The organism is Pseudomonas sp. NPDC090201 (assembly GCF_044746825.1).
Taxonomy (GTDB): Bacteria; Pseudomonadota; Gammaproteobacteria; order Pseudomonadales; family Pseudomonadaceae; genus Aquipseudomonas; species Aquipseudomonas putida_AD.
In genome coordinates, this window is record NZ_JBIVCX010000004.1 from 46226 (window position 1) to 66828 (window position 20603).

Annotated in this window: 18 protein-coding genes; 10 read left to right on the top strand and 8 right to left on the bottom strand. The window is 62.0% G+C overall.

Annotation, left to right across the window (positions count from 1 at the left end):
* Positions 1-10: 10 nt before the first annotated feature.
* Positions 11-715 (bottom strand): HD domain-containing protein, encoded by a 705-nt coding sequence (locus tag ACIPOO_RS14260; protein WP_400607887.1) that lies wholly within the window; start codon positions 713-715, stop codon positions 11-13.
* A 219-nt stretch (positions 716-934) separates the two neighbouring features.
* On the opposite strand from ACIPOO_RS14260, the gene ACIPOO_RS14265 reads away from it, so the two are divergent.
* Entirely contained in the window at positions 935-1642 is a 708-nt protein-coding gene (locus tag ACIPOO_RS14265; protein ID WP_400607889.1) for a nitroreductase, read from the top strand.
* Positions 1643-1688: 46 nt separating this feature from the next.
* On the top strand, positions 1689-2669 hold the full coding sequence (locus ACIPOO_RS14270) for an MBL fold metallo-hydrolase (protein WP_400607892.1): 981 nt from the start codon (positions 1689-1691) through the stop codon (positions 2667-2669).
* On the opposite strand, the gene ACIPOO_RS14275 is transcribed toward ACIPOO_RS14270, so the two are convergent.
* On the bottom strand, positions 2662-3546 hold the full coding sequence (locus tag ACIPOO_RS14275; RefSeq protein ID WP_400607894.1) for a LysR substrate-binding domain-containing protein: 885 nt from the start codon (positions 3544-3546) through the stop codon (positions 2662-2664). The genes ACIPOO_RS14270 and ACIPOO_RS14275 overlap by 8 nt on opposite strands.
* Before the next feature lie 97 nt (positions 3547-3643).
* Here ACIPOO_RS14275 and ACIPOO_RS14280 point away from each other — a divergent pair, with 97 nt between their 5' ends.
* Together ACIPOO_RS14280 and ACIPOO_RS14285 are read left to right on the top strand one after the other, a co-directional pair.
* Positions 3644-4603 (top strand): DMT family transporter, encoded by a 960-nt coding sequence (locus ACIPOO_RS14280; RefSeq protein ID WP_400607897.1) that lies wholly within the window; start codon positions 3644-3646, stop codon positions 4601-4603.
* A 9-nt stretch (positions 4604-4612) separates the two neighbouring features.
* The gene (locus ACIPOO_RS14285; RefSeq protein ID WP_400607900.1) at positions 4613-4903 is read left to right on the top strand and encodes a DUF1330 domain-containing protein; all 291 of its coding nucleotides are present in this window, start codon (positions 4613-4615) and stop codon (positions 4901-4903) included.
* Positions 4904-5168: 265 nt separating this feature from the next.
* Here the strand turns inward: ACIPOO_RS14285 and ACIPOO_RS14290 are convergent, their stop codons facing one another.
* The 6 genes from ACIPOO_RS14290 to ACIPOO_RS14315 all read right to left on the bottom strand — a co-directional run bounded on the left by ACIPOO_RS14290 (position 5169) and on the right by ACIPOO_RS14315 (position 12080).
* Entirely contained in the window at positions 5169-5531 is a 363-nt protein-coding gene (locus ACIPOO_RS14290; protein ID WP_400607903.1) for a RidA family protein, read from the bottom strand.
* Between the two features lie 29 nt (positions 5532-5560).
* The gene (locus tag ACIPOO_RS14295) at positions 5561-6214 is read right to left on the bottom strand and encodes a DUF3726 domain-containing protein (RefSeq protein WP_400607905.1); all 654 of its coding nucleotides are present in this window, start codon (positions 6212-6214) and stop codon (positions 5561-5563) included.
* Positions 6195-7889, bottom strand: a complete 1695-nt coding sequence (locus ACIPOO_RS14300; RefSeq protein WP_400607908.1) for a hypothetical protein — start codon at positions 7887-7889, stop codon at positions 6195-6197. The genes ACIPOO_RS14295 and ACIPOO_RS14300 overlap by 20 nt, the downstream gene beginning before the upstream one ends.
* Complete coding sequence (locus tag ACIPOO_RS14305; RefSeq protein ID WP_400607910.1) at positions 7890-9449, bottom strand: BCCT family transporter; 1560 nt, start codon at positions 9447-9449, stop codon at positions 7890-7892.
* A gap of 121 nt (positions 9450-9570) precedes the next feature.
* Positions 9571-10632, bottom strand: coding sequence for a membrane dipeptidase (locus ACIPOO_RS14310; RefSeq protein ID WP_400607913.1), 1062 nt, complete (start codon positions 10630-10632; stop codon positions 9571-9573).
* Complete coding sequence (locus ACIPOO_RS14315) at positions 10629-12080, bottom strand: aldehyde dehydrogenase family protein (protein WP_400607916.1); 1452 nt, start codon at positions 12078-12080, stop codon at positions 10629-10631. Before ACIPOO_RS14315 ends, ACIPOO_RS14310 begins: the two co-directional genes overlap by 4 nt.
* Before the next feature lie 150 nt (positions 12081-12230).
* Between ACIPOO_RS14315 and ACIPOO_RS14320 the strand changes: the two genes are divergently transcribed.
* The 6 genes from ACIPOO_RS14320 (at position 12231) to ACIPOO_RS14345 (ending at position 20397) form a co-directional block, all read left to right on the top strand.
* On the top strand, positions 12231-13106 hold the full coding sequence (locus ACIPOO_RS14320; protein ID WP_400607919.1) for a LysR substrate-binding domain-containing protein: 876 nt from the start codon (positions 12231-12233) through the stop codon (positions 13104-13106).
* Positions 13107-13496: 390 nt separating this feature from the next.
* The gene (locus ACIPOO_RS14325) at positions 13497-14861 is read left to right on the top strand and encodes a glutamine synthetase family protein (protein ID WP_400607922.1); all 1365 of its coding nucleotides are present in this window, start codon (positions 13497-13499) and stop codon (positions 14859-14861) included.
* A gap of 27 nt (positions 14862-14888) precedes the next feature.
* Entirely contained in the window at positions 14889-16196 is a 1308-nt protein-coding gene (locus ACIPOO_RS14330; protein WP_400607925.1) for an NAD(P)/FAD-dependent oxidoreductase, read from the top strand.
* Between the two features lie 129 nt (positions 16197-16325).
* Positions 16326-16871, top strand: coding sequence for a sigma-70 family RNA polymerase sigma factor (locus ACIPOO_RS14335; protein ID WP_274130410.1), 546 nt, complete (start codon positions 16326-16328; stop codon positions 16869-16871).
* Positions 16872-16897: 26 nt separating this feature from the next.
* Positions 16898-17851, top strand: coding sequence for a FecR domain-containing protein (locus tag ACIPOO_RS14340; protein ID WP_400607928.1), 954 nt, complete (start codon positions 16898-16900; stop codon positions 17849-17851).
* A gap of 92 nt (positions 17852-17943) precedes the next feature.
* Positions 17944-20397: a TonB-dependent siderophore receptor gene (locus ACIPOO_RS14345; protein ID WP_400607931.1), complete on the top strand. Its 2454-nt coding sequence runs from the start codon at positions 17944-17946 to the stop codon at positions 20395-20397.
* Positions 20398-20603 lie beyond the last annotated feature (206 nt).

Sequence of the window (20603 nt, forward strand, 5' to 3'; positions counted from 1 at the left end):
GACGATCCGGTTACTTAGTCCAGTGAGAGCACAGCATCAGGCTGCAAAGATTGACCCGTTGAAAGTCCGGATTCTTGTAGGCAAGGAAGTCATCGTTGAAGGTGCCAAAGGTGGTCGCAGGCCGGAGTTTCATGCCGTCGTAGAACACATCGATCATCTGCTGCGCAAAATCGGCCTCACGGGGAAAGACGTCCAGAACGGCGGCGCGCTCCTCATCCGTGAAGCGTTCGAAACCGCGCCCTGCCACATCCATACCCGCCCCTGCCTGCGTCAGCGCGATCTCCGGGCCCATGTGTTCCGCAATGCCGGGAGTGGTGTGCAATGCAACGGCATTCCAGACCTTCTCGGTGTCAGCTGCAGAGATGCCATGCCCGCGCAGGAAATCACGGGCGGCATTGGCGCCATCCACTTCAAAACGCAGGTCGCTGTTGTGGTAAGCCTGGGTCAATCCCACGTCATGGAACATGGCCGCTGCGTAAAGCAGCTCCGGGTCGAAGTTCAACTGCCTTTGCACGCCCAGCCTGGCGCCCCAGCAATAGACGCGACACGAGTGCCTGAACAGCAGCTCACTCTCACAATCGCAAACATATTGCGTGATCTCGCGCGCCAGTGAGCTGTCGGGAATCTTGATACCCAGGCCAGCTAACCGGCCAGTATCCGAGTGTCGGTTGAAAGTCATAAGTGATGCTTCCGCACGTAAGAATGAAATAGGCAAGTTATTGCGTGCCGAGAGCATTCTTACGGGGTGAATTGGCAAACAAGAAGTGCAATTTCAGCAGCACCGCAATGCACGATGTGCATACATTGCGCAGGCGAATCACAGATGCGCACATGCACGATGTGCATTTTCACAGTGTAGAAAGTTCACTTCTGGACATCATCCGCGCGGCGTAGGTTGGCGGCACAGAAATCATCAACCAGTCGGATCTGAACCATGACAAACCATCCCGCGCCTGCGACGAATGAAGTGTCCGAAGTCGAGCGGATCATGAAGAGTCGTTTTGCCAACCGCTTCTATGTAGATCGTGCAGTCGACGTTGAGACCATTCGAGGCATTCTCGATGCGGCACGCTACGCAGGCACCGGCGCAAACGTGCAGCCATGGCGGGCCTACGTCACCACCGGCGCGGTGAAGGACGCGCTGACCGCAGCCCTCAGCGACGTGCACGCCACCGCTCCAGGCGCCCATCGGTCCGAGTTCAGCTACTTTCCGGATCCACTGCCGGAGCCCTTTGCCTCGCGCCGGCGTGAGTTCGGCTCGCTCTTCTACGGCTCTTTGAACATTGCCGCCGATGACGTTGCCGCACGGGCGGAGCAGACCACCCGCAACTGCCGTTTTTTCGATGCCCCGGTTGCCTTGATCTTCACCATCGACCGCCGCCTGGAGAAAGGTAGCTGGCTGGACCTGGGCATGTTCATCCAGAACATCATGCTCGCGGCCAAGGCCCGAGGCCTGGATACCTGCACCCAGGAATTTCTCTCGCGCTACCACTTGGTGATCCGCGATCACCTGCCCCTGGCTGCCGAGGAAATAGTGGTTTGCAGCATGGCGATTGGCTATGGCGATCCGCAATGGGCACGGCAGCGTCCACAGATGCCCAAGGCACCGATTGAAGCCTTCGCTTCGCTGCATGGTTTCTGAGCACCATAAGACCGCGTACTTCTCAACCGCAATCGAGCAAAACGACATGAACTCTCCTCAAGGGCGCGCGCTGAAGCAGTGCTCCCGTTCACGTATCGCAGCGATGATCGCCGCCTGCCTCTGCACTTCGAACCTGATCCACGCCGATGAACAGTCGGCTCCCGACGACTACTTTCATACCGGCGCCGGCAATCATTATCTGCATCGAGCGGATGGCGCCATCGTCACCGAAACCCTGCGCGATGGCATCAGTGTGCTGGAAGGTTCAGGCGCCAATATCGTGGTGCTGTCCGGCAAACAGGGCAAGTTTCTGGTCGACGCGGGTATCAGCAAATCCGCTGACAAGGTCAAGGCCGCGCTGCTCCAGATCAGTCCTGCGCCGGTCAAGTACGTGGTCAATACTCACTGGCATTGGGACCACGTCGACGGCAATGCCGCAATGCATGCCGCTGGTGCGACCATCGTGGCGCAGGCCAACACCGTGCATCACCTGTCGAGCACCACCCACGTCAACGACTGGAACTGGACCTTCGAGCCTGTTCCGCTTGGGGCACGCCCGACACTGCTGGTCGATGACCTGAAGGAGTTCACCTTCGCCGGCAGTACGATCAAGGTCGAGCACTTCGGCCCTGGACATACGGACGGCGACCTGTGGGTCTATTTCAAAAAAGCCGATGTCCTGGCGATGGGCGACACCTTCTGGAATGCGGGTTATCCATTTATCGATAACGACGACGGAGGCAGCATCGACGCCGCCATCCAGTGGGCGAACAAGGCCATCGAACGTACCACTGCGCACACCATCGTGATTCCCGGCCATGGCCCGGTGGGTAACCGCGCGCAAGTGATCGAGTTTCGCGACCTGCTGGTACAGGTGCGCGATAACGTCGCTGAACTCAAACACCAGGGCAAATCACTGGATGAGGTGATCGCTGCGAAACCCACTGCAACCTTTGACCAGAAGTGGGGCCATTTCGTGATCGGGCCGGATCACTTCGTCAAGCTGGTGTACGCCGGGCTCAAGTGACGCACTGCTCGCTCATTGAAACGATCCACTCATGCAACTGCTGCGCGCCGGGGCTGAGGGTTTTCTCCCAGGCGTGAACCAGGTAGTAGCCCTTGCCTGTGCGCAGTGGCTGCGCGAACACCTGCACCAGCCGGCCCTGTTGCAGATCATCTTCCAGCAACCAGGGGCTGGTCAGCACCAGCCCTTGTCCGCGCCGGGCGGCGTCGATGGCCAGCTCCGACTGGTCAAAGCGCAGGCCGCTTTTCTTGCCGTTCGATTCGACGCCCGCATCCGCAAGCCAGCGCGACCAGTTGGCGTGTGAGGTGATGTGCAGCAGCGTTGCCCGTTGCACATCCTCAACCGCTCGCAATGGCAGGCCATCACGGTACTGCGGGCTGCAAAAGACGCTCACCTCATCGCGCAGCAACAGCGACGCGTGCAGCGTGTCCGTCTTGCCGTCAAAGTGCCGAACCGCAAGATCATAGGGGCCGTTAACGACATCGACAGCTTCCTCTGCCGCGTTGATCCGCAGCTGCAAATCAGGCAGTGCGTGGGTGAGATCGGCCATGCGCCGGGCGAACCAGGTGTTGGCAAACGCAGGCGGCATCGAGAGCGACACCTGCCGGGCGCCTCTGCCCTGCACCGATGCGCTGGCTTCATCGATCTGCTCCAGCGCCGGCCTGACTTGCTGCCAGTAGCGCAGCGCTTCGTCAGTCGGTTGCAGCTTGCGCACGCTGCGCACGAACAACGGGATGCCCAGCCATTGCTCCAGCTTGCGAAGTTGCTGGCCAACGGCGCCAGGGGTAACGAAAAGCACTTCAGCGGCCAGTGTGGCGCTGCCCGTGCGCATCACGGCATCGAAACAGGCGATGGCCTTCAGGGGGGTATCCGCGCGCATGATGCAGTTTTTCTCTTCCATAGCGTCAAGACAGATGATTTGTAACGCGCCTGCGTAGCCGAGACAATGGATTATCGAGAATTGACAGAGAATGAGTGTGCACGTGAGAAAACCAGTGGATGGCCCGGCGATGCTGATCATGACCCTGCTGTGCCTGGCCTGGGGCGCGCAACAGGTCGCCATCAAGGCCATTGCCGGCGATGTGGACCCGATGATGCAGGTGGGCTTGCGCTCGGCGATTGCGGCGGGTCTGGTCTGGCTCGTCGGACGAAAAATCGTGGGTGAAGCCTGGTTGCCGGGGCTCTGGTACCGCTCCGGCCTGATCGTCGGGCTGCTGTTCGCCGCAGAGTTTCTGTTCATTGCCGAAGGTCTGTTGCGCACGACAGCGTCGCACATGGCAGTTTTTCTCTACACGGCGCCGCTGTTCGCCGCCATCGGGCTGCACATCCGCTTGCCTGAAGAACGCCTCGGGCCTCGACAATGGCTGGGTATCGCGCTGGCGTTCATCGGCATCGCCATCACCTTTCTTGCACCACGGGGTGACACACAAGACGCCGCCCCGCTATTACAAGGCTTGCTGGGAGATGCGATGGGGTTGTGCGCAGGCGCGGCCTGGGGCATGACCACAGTGGTCGTACGCACCAGCAAGCTCAGCGAAGCCCCGGCCACGCAGACCCTGTACTACCAACTCATGGGCGCATCGTTGGTGTTGCTGCCCGTTGCATTCATCACGGGCAAGGCCGGCATGGTGCTCAACGGGGTAGCCTGGGCGAGCCTGGTGTTTCAGACACTGGTGGTGGCGTTTGCCAGCTACCTGATCTGGTTCTGGATGCTCAGGCGCTATCTGGCGGCGCGCCTTGGGGTGATGGCGTTCATGACGCCGCTGTTCGGGGTGCTGATCGGCATGTGGCTGCTGGATGAGACCACCAGCGACGGGTTTATCCTGGGTGCGGTGCTTTCATTGGTCGGGCTGCTGGTGGTCAACATCAAGTCGGCCCGTGAGCATCGCTCGCCAGCACGCTGCAACGACTACGCTCTCGACAAACAATCAGAATGAGGACGCTCGATGAAAGGCTACTGGATCATATTTGGCTCGGACGTGACGGACACCGAAGCTCAGCAGGAGTACGGCAGGCTCTGGGCGCCCATCGCAGAGAAATACAGCGCAAGGCTCAAGTCACCCAATGCCCAGACGTTCATCGAAACCCGCGATACACGCCGTGTCGTCATCGTCGAGTTTCCCAGTTACGCCCAGGCCAAGGCGTGCTACGACGATCCCGCCTATCAGCAGGCGAAGGTATTGGCCCTGCGTGCATCCAGCCGGGAAATGATCATCATCGAAGCTGATCTGGGCTGAGGGGCTGTGAGGTCGGTGCCAGGGGCGATTTCAAGTACGCCCCCGCGGGCAAGCCCGGCTGCTACGGGATTGTGCGACAGGTCACAACTGTAGGAGCGCGCTTGCCCGCGACGGCGGTGGGTCATTCAACATCGCGGCGCCGGACCTGGCGCGGTCGCGGGCAAGCGCGCTCCTACGGGGATCGGCAGTCCGGCTTGCCGGCGATTGCGCACTCGGAATCGCTGACGCCGGCAAGCCGGACTGCTACACAGCGTCGTGTTTCAGCTCACCGGCGCGGCATCCCTGCGATCACCATGATTTCGATACGGTAATGCTCCTTGGCCATGGGCGCCTGCACGCACGCGCGGACAGGTGCCCGCACGCCATCGAGCCAGGCGTCCCACAGCTGGTTCATCGCCGCATAATCGGCCATGTCCTTGAGCCAGATCTGTGCGCTCAACAACTGGCCCTTGTCGCTGCCAGCCCGTTCCAGCGCCTGATCGATCTGTTCCAGCACATCAGCGGTCTGGGCCTGAATATCGCCGTCGACGATTTGCGACACCTTGCCCGACAGGTAAACGGTCTGGTTGTAAATGGCAGCTTCGCTGAAACGTGGGGTGGTGCCGATTTTCTGGATCGTTTCCAACATTGCAATGCTCTCGGTCAGATGAAGAAGTATCAGATGTTGTCGCTCGCGCCAGCCCCAGCACCTGTCAGGCGCGAGGCTTCAGACGCAGGCACGTAGGTGCGCGCTGCCAGGCTGTCGAGGTAATCATGCACGCTGGTGGCGAGGGTCGGGATCGAGCGCTTCGGCGGCTGTCCAAAATCACTGGCCGTCGCGATGCACCGGCAACTGACGCTCTCGACCTGCTGGCTGGCGAAGCTCTCACCGCCCACCAGCAGCCACTCCCCATTCGGTGAAAACTCAAGCACGCAGCCCTCCCACGCCAACTGCAGCATCACGCCCGACTGCCTGGCACTGGCGCTGGCAAATGGCATCAGCAACTGCGGGTGACTCACGTTGCCCAGCAGAATCTCGCCCTTTTCGCGTAACAGGTATGCATGGTCGCTCAGAGTCACCCCGGCGATCAGCGGGCACATCGCGCCGTGCTCCGACGCCCAACGAGCGGCGTCGATGTCAGGGATCAGTTGCGAATACGCGCAGCCATCATTCAGACGCAATTGCGCAGCCAGCAGCTGCGGTCCGTCCAGGCCATTGCCGCTGAGCCAGCGTGCGGCCTTGCCGGCCTCTTCGGCCAGCCCCCAGGACAATCCCGCACCGCGAGCAGCCTTCTTGCAGAGGTTTTCGATTTCATTCAACGAGGCATTCACGATGCTGCTCCTCAAGGTCGAGACGCGGGCAGGACCAGTCGTCCGCCGGCAGGGTCGCCAGTTCATGGGGGAACGGCGCACCCTGATAAAGGGTGATACGCACCCAGCGATCCGAGCGCGGGTCAAAGTGCGTGGCGCCGAAAAACGACAGCTTGCAGCGCAGCAGGTCGATCGGCAGCAGGGCCTCATCGATCAGGTTGTCCTGAATGTCTGCGTAGGGGAACGCCGGCGCCAGCTGTGCCCTGCGCACGGCGTGACGATGCTCCGGATGCTGGAGCAGGAACCCCGCCAGCCGTTGCTCATCCGCATAACCGGCCAACGCAGCCTGCAAGCGGCGAATGTCCCGGGCCACGGCCAGGGGCTGTTCAAGCTCCTGCCCCGGCTCGTTGAAGCGCTGACCGATTCGAGGTTCGAGCTTTTCTTCGGACACGTACCAGAACAGCGCCTGGCTGCTCTCGCGGGAAAAATCGATACCGGCAACCCAGCTGTAATGCGCCCGCAGGATGTCCCGCAACTGCCCTACGCTCATGCCACCCTCGATCACGAAACTCTGCTGCTCGTCTGCGTGCATGCCCTCGCCCAGCTCGTCCACCAGATCGGCGTAAGGCTCCAGCAGCAACGACACCAGGCACTCCTGCGCCTCCAGGGACAGCGCGGACTCAGCCCATCGATAGAGCCCATCCCAGGGCGCGGGCTGATCCAGCATCCCGTCGTCCAGCTTGCGTTGAACCCACGAAAGATCCTCCTGCAACTGCAGAATGCGTGCGTGTTGCAGCTCGTGTTCGCTGTGCCAGTTTCTGACGCTGGCCTGGGCCCGCTTCAGGTAGTCGGCAAACACCCGACGTTCCTTGGCACTGGCTTGCTGCAGCCCGCGAACCCGTTGCAACGCGGTCTCCCGCGCGCTGACCCAGTTATTCAACAGCACCGGGTGGTTGAGCAGAAACGGCGCCATGCCCAGACCTGTGGAGTTACCGATGCCGAAGCGGCGGCGCAACTCCGGTGACAGCGCCACGGCACGCTGCGGTGCGCGAACCCTGGCCAGGTGCTCCACCAGATCGAGGGTAAAGGCGCGGATCAGATACACAGTGAGCATTTCCGCTTGAAACGGTGCCGCCAGTTCAGGCCGGTCAGCGATGCTTTCGCGGTCTGCGGCGCCGAACTTGCCACTGCCATAGACCGCAGTGGTGCGCATCAGATAGCCCACTTCATCGATGGCTTCGCGCTCCGGCTGGTGACCTTCGGACAGGGTCTGCACGACATAGTCGAACAGCCGCACCGAACGGTTGGCCCGGGCCATGCACAACTCACGGGACGAAACACGCCCGGCTTCCTGGCGTGGCACGTTCGCCTCCAGCCGCGCCAGATCGTCGGCATCGGGGATTCCGTCGAACAGTGCAAAAGTCGCATCCCAGGCCGTGGCGATGACCCGGTCCGAGCGCAACGCCGGGTCCAGATCATGGGCGAAGGCCACCAGGCTGTAGCTGCGCTGTGGCCCGGTCGCGGTGTACACGGCACGTCCTACGCCCTGGCTGTCGACCGTCCATACCGAACGTTGAAACTGCCAGCGCTCGGCCTTGAGGCGACGCAGCAACTGGCGCATGAACGACAAGCGGGATTGATGGAAGGCGCCCAGTCGCGAAGCTTTCATGACGGTGGACGGTGATCGCATGTTCATTCAGTTCACTCCCTGCTCGCGGGCCATCTGCCTGGCAATACGGATCGCATCCCAGACCGACGGCAGTATCAGCAGGGAAACCGGGACAGCCGTGATCACGATGAACGACTGCAAGGCACTCACGCCGCCCTGGCCGAGCGTGATCAAGGTGGCTCCGACCAGGCCCATGCCTGCGCCCCAGAACACCCGCAGCCAAGCCGGCGATTCACCTTGGCCACGGCTGACCGCCATGGCCACCGTATAGGACATCGAGCCGGCGCTGGTCACCACCGAGAAGAAGCTGAGAAACAGAAACAGCGCAGAAATCAGGTTCGGCATGGGCATCGACTGGGCGACGCCGAGCAACAGCGCTTCAGGCTGCACGCCATGGCTGATCACACTGCCGGGGGACTGCAGCTCCACGCCGATCCCGGTGCCACCCACCAGCGTGAACCAGATCATGGTAATCACCGGTGCGGCCACGGACATCAGGGTAATCACTTCCCGAATGGTCCGGCCACGAGACACCTTGGCTACATAGATACCCATCATCGGCGCGTAACCGATGAACCAGCCCCAGTAGAACAGCGTCCAGCCATTGAGCCATGAACTGTCGTCGCGGTACATGGCCGTCTGGAAGAAGCGGGTGACGTGCAGGGCAAGACTCTGGGCAAAGGTTTCGGAAAGGAACAGCGTCGGGCCGAAGATGAACAGAAACGCCGCCAGGCCCAGCATCAGCCACACATGCACCTTGCTCACCAGCCGCAGCCCGCCCAGCCCGATCACACAGGACAGGGTGTAGATCACCGTCACGGCGAGGATCACCATCGACTGGACCATGATGGTGTTCGGCACACCCCACACCGAATGCAGCACAAACGAGATCTGCAAGCCTAGAAAACCCACCGGGCCGATGGTACCGGCGACCACCGCGATGATTGCCGAGGCATCAGCGAACACGGCGATCGGGCCCTTGAGTGCACGCTTGCCCAGCAACGGATAGAGCAAGGTGCGTGGCATCAATGGCAGGTTCTTTTCGTGGTGCAGGTACATGTAGACCACGGTCAGCAGGCTGCCGAGCACGGCCCATGCCATGAAGCCCCAGTGCAGGAACGATTGCGACAGGGCCGCCACGCCCGCAGGGGCGGTTTTCGCCACCACGCCAAAGTAAGGCGGCGGCGTGATGAAATGCATCATGGGCTCAGCGGCCGCCCAGAATGCGCCACCACCGGCCAGCAGAGCGCACATGATCATCGACACCCAGTTGAAGGTGCTGATGCTCGGTCTGTGCGTCACGCCACCCAGGCGAACCCGCCCCAGACGGCTGTAGCCGATGTACAGGCTGGCGGCAAAGGTCGCCAGCATCAGGACCTGCCAATACAACCCGAAGAATCGTGTGCTCCAGGAAAAGGCGGTGCCGATCAGTGAAGAAAGCGTGTCCAGGTCGATCAGGGCAATGACCAGGAACAGCAGAAAGAATCCGCCGCTGATCCAGAATATCGACCAGTCGAGCGCATCTGCCGGGCTGTTGTGCCGTGCAGCTGTCTTGATTCCCGCGTTGATTTCGCCAGGGATTTCCATAGTGCCTCCGCAAAGTGATGGCATTCGCTGATAATTGTTATGGGTGCGTTTATTGTTCTTGGTGCTTTGCGATGCCCTTGGCAGGGCTTGCGTCAGGTCAAACTGTCAATGCGCGGGATCCTCAGACCGCGATCCCGCACGACGAAGTGCTGGGTTGGGCAGCTGCCTGAACCTGCTGCTGCGCCGGGGTGAAGCTCTCCTCGAAAAACCGCAGCCAGTTGCCGCCCATGATCGCGGCGGTGTCGGCCGCGCTGAAGCCAACGGCGCGCAGCCCTGACTCGATGTTGTGAAAGTCGCGGTTGTCACGGAACCAGTGCGGCTGGTCGGGAAAGCCCGGCTGCGCCTTGGAGCCTTCGCCGTAATCGACTTCCAGGGTCCAGCGACCCACGCGCATCCAGTCCACCACGCTGTTGGGCTGGTCCTGGCAGAGGTCCGAGCCGATGCCCAGATGCTCGACGCCCATCAGGTCAGCGCAGCGCGCAATCATTTCGCAGAAGCTCTGCACCGTGCAGTCGCTCTTGTCCTTGAGGTGATGGGGGTACAACGAGAAGCCGAACATGCCGCCGCTCTCTCCCAGCGCCTTGAGCACCACATCCGATTTGTTGCGCAGGGCCGCATGCCAGAAGCCGGGGTTGGCGTGGGTAATGGCGATCGGGCGCTGGGAAAGCTCGATGGCTTCCAGGGTCGAGCGTTCAGCCGAGTGGGACATGTCCACCACCAGCCCCACCCGGTTCATCTCGCGGATCACCTGCTTGCCCATGCGGGTCAGGCCCGGATCGTTCTGTTCGTAGCACCCGGTCGCCAGCAGCGACTGGTTGTTGTAAGTCAGCTGCATGAAACGCGCGCCGAGGCTATGCACCACCTCCACCAGGCCGATGTCGTCTTCGATCGGCGACGGATTCTGAAAGCCGAAGAAGATCGCCGTGCGCCCAGTCTGCCGCGCGAGGGCGATGTCGCTGGCCCATTTGCCGTGCAGGATCAGGTGCCCGTAGCGCTGGAATCGCTGGTTCCAGGCTTCGATGTTAGCGACCATCTCGCGAAAGTTTTCGTGGTAGGCGATGGTCACGTGCACCGCGTCGACACCACCGGCGCGCATCTGCTGAAAGATTTTCTCCGACCAGTTGTCGTACTGCATGCCGTCGATCCGCGGCCCGCGGACATTGAATGTCTGCGCCAGGCTCATAGCGGTGCTCCTGCGGCGATGTAGCCGGTCTTGACGTGGGTGTAGAACTCGACGGCCGAGCGGCCTTGTTCACGGGGGCCGTAGCTTGAGTCCCCGCGCCCGCCGAACGGCACGTGGTAGTCGGTGCCTGCGGTGGGCAAGTTGACCATCACGCAGCCGACCCGGGCGTTGCGCCGAAAGTGAGTGGCGCGGGCCAGCGAGCGGGTCATGATGCCTGCGGTCAGCCCGAACCTTGTGTCGTTGACCAGGCTCAGCGCCTCGTCGTAACTGCCAGCCTTGATCACACAGGCAATCGGCCCGAACAGTTCTTCGCGATTGATGCGCATGCTGTTATGGCCACCGATGAACAGCGCCGGTGCCTGGTAGAACCCTGGCGTGGACCGCTCAAGGCGCTGGCCGCCGGTCAACAGTTCGGCGCCTTCCTCACGGCCCAGCCGGATGTTCGACAGGTTGGCCTGCAACTGCGCCTCACTGGCCACCGGGCCGAGCTGAGTGCCGGTTTCCAGGGCATGACCGACCTTCAGCGCTTCTGTCGCCGCAAGCAGCTTTTCGACAAAGGCGTCGTGAATGTCCGCGTGCACGATCAGCCGCGACGACGCCGTGCATTTCTGCCCGGTGCCACCGAAGGCGCCATTCACCGCGCAGCTCACGGCCAGGTCCAGGTCGGCATCGTCCATCACCGCCAGGGCGTTCTTGGAGCCCATCTCCAGTTGGACCTTGGTCAGATTGGCCGCCGCCGAAGCGGCGATGCCCTTGCCCACGTCCACGGAACCGGTGAACGAAATGGCGCCGACGCCGGGATGTTCGATCAGCGCCTGACCGATCTCGGCCCCTGCGCCCATTACCAGATTGAACAGGCCCTTGGGCAGGTCCTGACGGGAGATGATTTCCGCCAGAATCACCGCGCTGGCCGGGGTCAGGTTGGCGGGTTTCCAGACCACGGCATTGCCGAACGCCAGCGCCGGGGCGATCTTCCAGCAGGCAGTGGCCATCGGGAAGTTCCACGGCGAGACAATCGCCACCACACCCACCGGCTCGCGACGGATATCGATCTCGATGCCATCGCGCACCGAATCGGCGGTGTGACCCAACTGGCGCAGGGTTTCGGCAGCGTAGTAAGTGAAGAACTGCCCGGCGCGATACACCTCGCCACGGCCTTCTGCCTGGGGTTTGCCCTCTTCACGGGACAGGATCTGACCGATCTCCTCGGCGCGCTTGATCAGCTCCTCACCGATGCTCATCAGCACCTTGTAACGCTGCTCGATCCCGCTGCGAGCCCACACTTTCTGCGCGTCGTGGGCGGCGGCAACCGCACTGTCCAGTTGCGCCCTGGACGCCTGGGCGTACCGGCCAATCAGATCGTTGGTGTCCGAAGGGCTACGATTTTCAATCTCGTTGACGCCTGCAAGCCACTGGCCGGCGATGTAGTTGCACTGTATCTGACTCATGAAACTCTCCTGAGCGGCACACTCGGCGGGACGGCGCCTCGGTGTGGTTTGAGAGAATTATGAGCCGGTGACAATTTAAGTAAATCTAATATAATTTAACGCTTGTTAAGTATTATTTAATCGAAAATCCACCCACCAACAGGGCGTGCCATGAGCATCAAGATCTCCAATTTGCAGTTCTTCGTCGCGGTCGCCACTAGCCAGAACCTGTCCCAGGCCGCCCAACGCCTGCACCGCACGCCAGCGGCGGTGTCCTTGTCACTCAAGCAGCTGGAAGAGGAACTGGGCGGTTCGCTTTTCGAGGGCGAGCGCAAGAACCAGCTCAGCCCGCTGGGACGTTTCGTATTGCTCGAGGCGCAACGTGAACTGGCGCACTTCGAGCACACCATCGGCACCATCAAGGCCTACGCCAAGGCCGAAACCGGGCTGGTAAGGGTCGCGGCGGTGCCCTCCTTCGCCATCACCCTGCTGCCGCCGATCCTTGCGCAATTCCACGAACGCCATCCGCAGTTCCACCTGGACATCCGCGACATGGATTCAACGCGCGTGGTGCAGGCGGTGCTCAGTGGCGAGGTGGATATCGGCATTGCGACCGTGCCCGCGATCATTCCCAACATCGAACAGGAACACCTCTTCTCAGATGCATTCTGCGTCGTGTGCAGCAGCGACAGCCCCCTCAATCAACTGGGTCGGCCAGTGCGCTGGAGCGACCTGCAAGGGCACAACTTCATCAACAGCGGGCTGGGCGCCGACATCAATGCCGCCGAATTCCGGCACATTCGTGACCAGTCGACCCTAAGCGTCAGGAACACCAACTCCCTGCTGGCCCTGGTCGCCCAGGGCATGGGCATCACCTTGTTGCCGGAGCTGCTGAGCCGTTCGGGGGCCAGCGGAAACCTGAGTTTCCTGCCCCTGGAAGACCGCAGCATCAAGCGCTCGGTGAGCGTGATTACCCAACCCCGGGAGACGCTGAATCATGCGTCCTATACGTTTCTGAAGGGGCTCAAGGCGACTCGGTTCGGTTAGGCGCGAAAGAGGCTCTACCCTATGTGCGGGACGTACAGGCTTCTTCACTCTAGACAGCTGAATGTTTAGCCATGGCCAACCTAAAGATCATCAGTTCTATGCTTGCTCCCATCCCGCGCCCCGTGTGAGCATCGGAGAATGATTTCCCGTCAGATCATCGCGCCCGCTCCATCCCATTCCGCAATGCCGAAAGCCAAGGCACTGGCGGGCGCAAATCCCCTTGTCCATATCATTCTCGCCTTCTGGGCGCTGTGGCATTGCCGCCATGCCCGTCCGCCGGATCTCTCGCTCGCTGTCCACTGACAAGCGTCGGCATCATTGCCGTTACCTCCTCGACCGCCCGTAACCCAACGGTGGTCCTGTGCGCCTCTGTGCGCGAGCGAATTCGACATGCACTTTGCATCTGTAGAACAGGCAACCCGTTTCCTCAGTGGAAACCCCGATATCGAACTGTTCGAGCTGTTCATCCTCGACGCCAACGGCGTGCCGCGGGGCAAGCTCTTGCACCGCGACGAACTGTGGGCCGTGTACCAGACCGGCAGGCCCCTGCCCAGCACCATTCTGGGCTTGACCATGAACGGCGACGACGTGGAAAACTCAGGGCTGGTGTGGGATGTGGGCGATATCGACTGCCGCGCCTACCCGCTCGATGGCAGTCTGGTACGCCTGCCCTGGCGGCGGATTCCGACGGCTGCGGTGCAGGTCAGCATGCACCCCACGGAGGGGCTGCCGGCCAGCGTCGCCGATCCGCGCCATGTGTTGCTGCGCACCATCGAAGCGCTCAAGGCCGACGGCTTCTATCCGGTGATGGCCTGCGAACTGGAGTTCTACCTGCTCGATCAGCAGCGCGATGCCCAGGGCCGTCCACAACCGGCACTGGACAACGACGGCGGACGGCCACGCACGACTCAGGTCTATGGCCTGCGCGAGCTTGAGCAGATTGAACCCTTCCTCGCCGACCTCTACGCTGCGTGCAAGGCCCAGGGTATCCCCGCGCGCACCGCGATCTCGGAATATGCGCCGGGCCAGGTTGAGATCACCCTAGAACACGGGGATGCGCTGGAAGCGATGGACCAGGCCGTGCGCTACAAGCGCCTGGTCAAGGGCGTGGCGCATGCCCATGACATGCAGGCCTGCTTCATGGCCAAGCCCTTCGCAAATCTGGCCGGCACCGGGATGCACATGCACTTGAGCCTGGCCGACAGCGAGGGCAACAATCTGTTCGCCAGCGACGACAAGGCCGGCACGCCGCTGCTGCGTCAGGCAGTGGCGGGCATGCTGCGCCACCTGCGTGATTCGCTGCTGCTGTTCTGCCCCAACGCCAACTCGTTCCGGCGTTTTCAGGCCAACAGCTACGCCCCGTTGGCGCCAACCTGGGGTGTCGACAACCGCACCGTCAGCCTGCGCGTGCCGGGCGGTCCGGCAAACAGCCGGCATGTCGAGCACCGTATCTGCGGCGCCGATGCCAACCCCTATCTGGCCGCTGCAGCGATCCTTGCCGCCAGCCATCACGGCATCCGCGAGCAGCTCGATCCGGGCGCGCCGGTGGAAGGCAACGGTTACGCCCAGGCCACCGAGCACCTGCCCACCGACTGGCTCACCGCCCTCGATGCCCTTGAGCACTCGGAATGGGCGCGGGAAGCCCTCGGCGACGGTTTTTTCGCCGTGTACCTGAAGGTCAAGCGTGCCGAGTACCGCCAGTTCATGGCCGAAGTCAGCGAACAGGACTGGCGCTGGTACCTGCATCAGGCCTGACCCCAAAGATTCGAACAAGGTGGAACCATGAACACAGCAACTCATTCCGGGCGGGCCCAGCGGGCGCCGTCCTATTACAGCGCAACCCTCAATGACCTTAGCGAATACCCGCAGCTGCATGGCACGGTAGAGGTCGATGTGGCGATCATCGGCGGCGGTTTTACCGGCGTCGCCACTGCAGTGGAGCTGGCGGAGCGCGGCCTGAAGGTCGCGATCATTGAAACCCACCGCATCGGCTGGGGCGCGAGTGGGCGCAACGGTGGCCAGGTCACCGGCAGCCTTTCGGGCGACGAGGCCATGCGCAAGCAGATGGGCAAGCATCTGGGCGCCGAGGTCGACGATTTCATCTGGCACCTGCGCTGGCGCGGGCATCAGATCATCGAGCAGCGGGTTCAGCGCTACGGCATCGCCTGCGATCTCAAACGCGGCCATCTGCACACCGCGATGAAGCCTTCGCACATGGACGAGCTGCGCAGCTTCAAGGCCGAGGCAGAGCGCCGTGGCATGGGCGACCAGGTGCAGTTGCTCGACCGTCAGGGCATCGCCGAACACCTGCAAAGCCCGCTGTATCAGGGCGCGCTGAAAAACCTGCGCAACCTGCACCTGCATCCGCTCAACCTGTGCCTGGGCGAAGCGCGCGCGGCTCGCAGCCTGGGCGCGCTGATCTTCGAAAACTCAGAGGTGCTAGAGATCGTCCACGGCCCGCGCCCGGCCGTCGTCACCGCCCACGGTCGAGTCGAAGCGCGTCAGGTGATGCTGGCCGGCGACGTCTATCACAAGCTGGAAAAACCCAGGCTCGGCGGCAAGATTTTCCCGGCCATGGGCGGCATCGTCACCACCGAGCCACTGGGCGAACTGGCCGAGCAGATCAACCCGCAGGACCTGGCGGTGTACGACTGCCGGTTCGTGCTCGACTACTACCGCCTGACTGCCGACAAGCGCCTGCTGTTCGGTGGCGGAGCCAACTATTCGGGCAAGGATTCACGGGACATCGAAGGCGAGCTGCGGCCCCGCATCGAAAGCACTTTCCCGGCGCTCAAGGGCGTGCGGATCGACTTTCAGTGGAGCTGCGCCATGGGCATCGTCGTCAATCGCATCCCGCAGTTGGGCAAACTTTCGCCCAACGTCTGGTATTGCCAGGGCTACTCCGGACACGGCGTGGCGACCAGCCACATCATGGGCGAAATCATGGCCGAGGCCCTGACCGGCACCCTCGAACAGTTCGACACCTTCGCCGCCTGCAAGCACCTGCGCGTGCCGATGGGCAATATGCTGGGCAACCCGCTGCTGGCGGCAGGCATGTGGTACTACGGGATGCTGGAGAAGCTGCGCTGAGATGAAGGCGGCGTGACAGGGCTGGCACCCGAAAGATGAACCAATTGCATTTCAGTATCAAACTCTCAATAATCCGACCCAAGTGAGATAAGTTCTCTTTCGATAGTGTTTCTCAGGTAAGTCAAATCAATGCCGAACCCGCCTTCTGCGTCTGTCGAGCACCTTTATGCTGAGCACAATGCCTGGTTACGTCACTGGCTGAGCTGGCGTCTGGGGTCAAGTGTCGATGCGGCGGACTTGGCACAGGACACCTTCCTGAGACTGCTGCTCAAGCCTGTGCAGCCTGTTTTCGATAACGCACTGGCTGCCCGCGGCTATCTTCGCAAGATCGCGAATGGCATCTGCATCAACCTCTGGCAGAGGCGAGAGATCGAGCAAGCATGGCTCGACACCCTGGCCGCTCAACCAGAGCGCTACGCGCCGTCGGCAGAACAGAGCGCGGCCGTATTGCAGGCCTTGCAGGAGGTCGGGCAGATGCTGATCGAGCTGCCCGCCAAAGCCGCGCAGGCGTTTGTACTGGCGGTGGTGTGTCAGATGACTGACCGTGAAGTGGCAACACAACTGGGGGTGTCCGATCGCATGGTACGCAAGTACGTGGCGCGGGCGATGCTGGGCTGCCTGCAACTGCAGGCGGCGTCCGAGGCGACGGCGCTCTGCGCCGAGACACCCTACTGATGCCTGCCCAGTCCGGGTTCAAGGTCATGGAGCAGGCCGCCGAGTGGTATGCCGAATTACGCTGTGGCGAAGTCGATCCGGCGCAGCAAGAAGCCTGGCGTCGATGGATCGAGGCCGAGCCAGCCCATCGTGAGGCATGGGAAGCCGTGCAATCCATCAGCCTGCGCTTCGATCCATTGCGAAAGCTGCCGGACCGCCGTCGCGCTGCCGACGATCTGCTAATGGCGCATCAGCGCGTCAGACGCCGCGCCGTGTTGCGTAGTCTCGGTTTGCTCGCCGGCATCGGTGCCTTCTGGTCGACCTGGCGCCTGACGCCGCTGCCTACCTGGAGTACCAGCCTGATCGCCGATTACCGCAGCGGTGTTGGCGAGCTGAGGAACGTGCAATTGCCCGATGGTAGCCGCGTGTGGCTAAACACCACGACGGCCTTTGATATGGACTTCTCCGGCAGCAAACGCCTGGTGCACCTGCTCATGGGCGAGATTCTGATCGATACTGCACACGATGCCGAGCGGCCCTTTATCGTCAGTACCGCACAAGGTCGCTTCCGGGCGCTGGGCACCGAATTCAGCGTCCGATTGCGCGACCAGGAAACCGATCTCACGGTTTTCAAGGGCGCAGTTGAAGTCAGCCGTCCCGACAGCAGCGAACATCGGGTCATTCCGGCGGGTCAGCGACAGACCGTCACAGTGGGTCCGTTACCACCGACGGCCCCGGCAGACCTCGCAAGGCGGGCGTGGTCCGGGGGCATGTTGCTGGCTCAGGACATTCCCCTGGGCCAGGTACTCGACGAACTGTCGCGCTATCAGTTCGGCCACATCTCAATCGACCCTGCGGTGGCGCAGTTGAATGTATTCGGCACCCTGCCGTTGCGTGATGTAGACGCCGCGCTGTCCATCCTCGCCTCGTCTCTGCCGATCACCGTTGAACGGCGCATGCCCTGGTGGACCACGATCAGTGCCAAAAACAGTGCGCCCTGAATTTTTCCTCAAATACGGTTCCGCTTTTCAGTGCCTCGCCGGGTTTAGGAGTGAATCCCTACCCAACTCATCGTCTTGAGGACAAGGAACCGATGTTTTACCGTCCCCGTTGCGCCCCCCTGGGCCTGTGCGCCTCCCTTCTGACCTTCGCCGCCTGCTCGTTGCCCAGCGCCATGACCCTGGCCGCTGAAACGGCAACCCGCGACTACGACATCTCCTCCGGCCCGCTCAGTAACGTACTGTCGCGCTTCGCCGCTGAATCAGGCATCTATCTGGTGGGCCTGAGCGAGATGGCACAGGGACGCAACAGCCAGGGCCTGCATGGCCGCTATGAAATCAACGCCGGGCTGACGGTGCTGCTGGCCGGTACCGGGCTCACGGCGCAGAGGATCGGTAACAATGAATACCGACTGCAAGTGGCAGAATTCTCCGCCATGGAGTTGGGTGCCACCACCATCAACGCCCGGCTGGGCTCGGTCACCGAGGGCACAGGCTCCTACACCACCGGTGCGATCACCCTGGGTAAAGGCGAGCACAGCATCAGGGAAACGCCGCAATCGGTGACCGTCATCACCCGCAAGCGTATGGATGACCAAAACCTCAATACCATCGAGCAGGTGCTGGGGCAGACGCCGGGCGTGACCGTCACCGGCTCACCCATGGGCGGCAGCTACTTTTTCTCTCGCGGGTTTAGGATGGACGCGCCGTTCCAGTACGACGGCGTGCCGCTGGATGTCGGCGGCAACTACGTGCAGGCCAACAGTTTCAGCAGCGACATGGCGTTCTACGACCACGTTGAATTTCTGCGCGGTGCCGCAGGCATGATGCAAGGCGCAGGCACCCCGGCCGGCGCAGTGAATCTGGTGCGCAAACGCGGCCAGAGCACGCCGACCACCACCTTCACACTGTCCGGCGGCACCTGGGACAACTATCGCAGCCAAATTGACGTCGGTGGCCCGCTCAACGAAGCCGGTACCCTGCGTGGCCGGGCGATCGTCGGCGAACAAAGTCGGCACTACTTCTACGACTACGGCAAGCGCGAGGATCAGGTCGCCTACGGCGCACTGGACTATGACTTCAGCGACGAAACCACCGCAGGCTTCGGCCTGGCCTATGAAAAGCTGCAGGCCACGCCCTGCTTCGGCGGCCTGCCCAGCTACAGCGATGGTTCGGACATCAAACTCAAGCGCTCGACCTGCCTGGGTGCCAGCTGGAACCATTGGGACAGCGAGCGCACCACCGTTTTCGCCGACATCAAACACCGCCTCAACGATGACTGGAACGCCCGCCTGGCCGGAACCTGGACCCACAACCAGCAAAACATGAAGTACGTGCAAGGCGTCGGGGTCGGCACGGTAGCGCCGGGCGCGACATCTTCGTCGATCCAGTCCATCGGCGCGTTGTTCGACTACGACTCGGTTGACTACGGTCTCGATGGTTACCTGGATGGCAAATTCCGCGCCTTCGGCCTTGAGCATCAACTGACCGTGGGCGCCAACACCAGCTATTCCCACAGCCATGACGTCTGGGCGCTGGCCTTCATGCAGCAGCGTGAGGACGTGTTCAACCCTACGCACTTCGTCGAACCCAGCGACAGCTACATCGTCGACAACAGCTACCGCGGCGGTGCGCCCTACCCGGCCAAGACTACGGTCAAGCAACAGGGCGTCTACGGCAATCTGCGTCTGAAACTGGCCGAGCCGCTGACCCTGGTGCTGGGCGCACGGGTCAGTGACTGGCACTACACCAACGACAGCCACGCCTTTGGCGTCGCGCCCACTGACGAGCGTCGGGAGACTGGCCAGGTCACACCGTTCGCTGGCGTGCTGTTGGACATCACGCAGAACCTGACCCTGTACGCCAGCTATGCCGACGTGTTCCAACCCCAGTCCGACATCGACGCCAGCGGCAAGGTGCTGGACCCCAAGACCGGCAAGAACTACGAACTGGGGATCAAGGGCGAGTGGTTCGATGGCGCGCTCAACGGTTCGGCGAACCTGTTCCGGACTTATCAGGAACACGCCGCCATTGCTGTCGACGATGCCACGATCTGCGATTCATGCTCGGTCGACAGCGGCAAGATCCGCGCCCAGGGTGTGGAACTGGAACTCAACGGTTCGCCCCTCGATCGCTTGCAGGTCAGCGCGGGCTACACCTACACCACCACCGAAACCTTGAGCCCGGTGGACAACCTCAACGTCGCCGTGAGCAACGGCACCACCTACAACACGCTGATTCCACGTCACTCGCTGCGCCTGTGGAGCGACTACCAGCTCGACGGCGACCTGAACCGCTGGACCGTGGGCGGCGGCGTCACCGCCCAGAGCGAAATCTCGCGCCTGGCCAGCGGCTTCAAGACCGAACAGGCCGGATACGCCTTGTGGAACGCGCGCCTGCAATACCGCATCGACGATCACTGGAGCGTGGCGCTCAACGGCAACAACCTGTTTGACCGCACGTACTACGCCACCATCGGTAACCGCACCGGCAGCAACTATTACGGTGATCCGCGCAACTACATGGTGACGTTGAAGGGAAGCTTCTAAACCGCGCAGACATGCTGGGGACAACCACTGGCGTGTCGCTTCCTTAACCTGAGGTCTGTCGAGTGGCCCTTCGTAGCGTTCAGGGCAGTTCGATATGGATCTTCCACATACGTTGCAGATCCTGAACGGCTGGGAGGTGTTAGCAGGGCAAGGCGGGGGAAAGACGCCCTGCCCTGACTGGCTGCTAGCGGCCAGAAGCAGCCCTT

Excerpts from the sequence above, each read along its gene's own strand:
- ACIPOO_RS14305 (WP_400607910.1), bottom strand. The coding sequence starts at position 9,449 with ATGGAAATCCCTGGCGAAATCAACGCGGGAATCAAGACAGCTGCACGG.
- ACIPOO_RS14330 (WP_400607925.1), top strand. The coding sequence starts at position 14,889 with ATGAACACAGCAACTCATTCCGGGCGGGCCCAGCGGGCGCCGTCCTAT.
- ACIPOO_RS14285 (WP_400607900.1), top strand. The coding sequence starts at position 4,613 with ATGAAAGGCTACTGGATCATATTTGGCTCGGACGTGACGGACACCGAA.
- ACIPOO_RS14335 (WP_274130410.1), top strand. The coding sequence starts at position 16,326 with ATGCCGAACCCGCCTTCTGCGTCTGTCGAGCACCTTTATGCTGAGCAC.
- ACIPOO_RS14325 (WP_400607922.1), top strand. The coding sequence starts at position 13,497 with ATGCACTTTGCATCTGTAGAACAGGCAACCCGTTTCCTCAGTGGAAAC.
- ACIPOO_RS14275 (WP_400607894.1), bottom strand. The coding sequence starts at position 3,546 with ATGCGCGCGGATACCCCCCTGAAGGCCATCGCCTGTTTCGATGCCGTG.
- ACIPOO_RS14290 (WP_400607903.1), bottom strand. The coding sequence starts at position 5,531 with ATGTTGGAAACGATCCAGAAAATCGGCACCACCCCACGTTTCAGCGAA.
- ACIPOO_RS14300 (WP_400607908.1), bottom strand. The coding sequence starts at position 7,889 with ATGAACATGCGATCACCGTCCACCGTCATGAAAGCTTCGCGACTGGGC.
- ACIPOO_RS14270 (WP_400607892.1), top strand. The coding sequence starts at position 1,689 with ATGAACTCTCCTCAAGGGCGCGCGCTGAAGCAGTGCTCCCGTTCACGT.
- ACIPOO_RS14320 (WP_400607919.1), top strand. The coding sequence starts at position 12,231 with ATGAGCATCAAGATCTCCAATTTGCAGTTCTTCGTCGCGGTCGCCACT.
- ACIPOO_RS14345 (WP_400607931.1), top strand. The coding sequence starts at position 17,944 with ATGTTTTACCGTCCCCGTTGCGCCCCCCTGGGCCTGTGCGCCTCCCTT.
- ACIPOO_RS14340 (WP_400607928.1), top strand. The coding sequence starts at position 16,898 with ATGGAGCAGGCCGCCGAGTGGTATGCCGAATTACGCTGTGGCGAAGTC.
- ACIPOO_RS14265 (WP_400607889.1), top strand. The coding sequence starts at position 935 with ATGACAAACCATCCCGCGCCTGCGACGAATGAAGTGTCCGAAGTCGAG.
- ACIPOO_RS14310 (WP_400607913.1), bottom strand. The coding sequence starts at position 10,632 with ATGAGCCTGGCGCAGACATTCAATGTCCGCGGGCCGCGGATCGACGGC.
- ACIPOO_RS14315 (WP_400607916.1), bottom strand. The coding sequence starts at position 12,080 with ATGAGTCAGATACAGTGCAACTACATCGCCGGCCAGTGGCTTGCAGGC.